The organism is Mesorhizobium silamurunense (assembly GCF_014843905.1).
In the GTDB taxonomy this organism is placed as follows: Bacteria; Pseudomonadota; Alphaproteobacteria; order Rhizobiales; family Rhizobiaceae; genus Mesorhizobium; species Mesorhizobium silamurunense.
The window spans coordinates 1-1051 of sequence record NZ_LPVS01000202.1 but is presented as its reverse complement, the minus strand read 5'-3'; the positions used below and the strand labels follow the sequence as shown (position 1 = coordinate 1051).

The following is a 1051-nucleotide window of genomic DNA, read 5'->3' as shown; positions in this document are numbered from 1 at the left end:
TGGATGGAATCTAACACTTGGTGCCCACGTTTGACGGCGGCAATGATCTTGTCGGGGTCGGCGGTCCAATGGAAGGGCTTTGGTTGCTGGTTGTGTTCTTCGAGGAAGCGGTTGATTGCGGCCTGGAGATCGACGACGGAGTGGAAGACGCCGCGCCTGAGGCGACGCTTCGACAGCTTTGCGAAGAAGCCCTCGACCGCGTTGAGCCACGAGCACGAGGTCGGCGTGAAGTGGAAGGTGAAGCGCTGATGGCGGTCGAGCCAAGCGCGCACCTTCGGGTGCTTGTGGGCGGCGTAGTTGTCGAGGACGACGTGGACGGCCTTGCTGACCGGAACTTGCGCCTCGATGGCGTTGAGGAAGCGGATGAACTCCTGATGGCGATGGCGCTGCATGTTCTTGCCGATAACGGTGCCGTCGAGCACGTTGAGGGCGGCAAACAGGGTGGTCGTGCCGTTGCGCTTGTAGTCATGTGTCATGGTGCCGAGCCTTCCCTTTTTCATCGGCAGGCCGGGCTGGGTGCGGTCGAGCGCCTGGATCTGGCTCTTTTCGTCGACCGACAGCACGATGGCGTGGGCCGGTGGATCGACATAAAGGCCGACGACGTCGCGCAGTTTGTCGACGAACTGCGGATCGTTGGAGAGCTTGAACTGGCGCCAGCGGTTGGGCTGCAGCCCGTGCGCCTTCCAGATGCGACGCACAGCGCTGGCGCTGATGCCAGCCGCTTGCGCCATCATGTCCGCGGTCCAGTGCGTCGTCTCGCCCGGCGGGTCCTGCAATGTCAGCGCCACCACGCGCTCGGCCACTTCCGGTCGGAGCGGCGCAATGCGCGAAGGCCGCGTCTTGTCGCGCAACAGTCCTTCGAAGCCTTCGGCGGCGAAGCGCTCCTGCCAGCGCCACACGCAGGTCTTGGACTTGCCGGTTTGCCGCATGATCTCGACGGTCCCCACGCCGTCGCTGCTCAACAGAATGATCTCGGCGCGCCAAACGTGCTTCTGTGGTGCATTGCGATCCCGGATCAGCGCATTCAGGCGCAGGCGATCAATCGACGAAA

1 protein-coding gene is annotated in these 1051 nt (G+C 63.4%); it reads right to left on the bottom strand.

Annotated elements, in window-relative coordinates; all coding sequences use genetic code 11:
- Positions 1 to 1051, bottom strand: a 1051-nt coding sequence (locus tag AU465_RS33060) for an IS630 family transposase (protein ID WP_210325371.1), incomplete at both ends; no start/stop codon positions are given.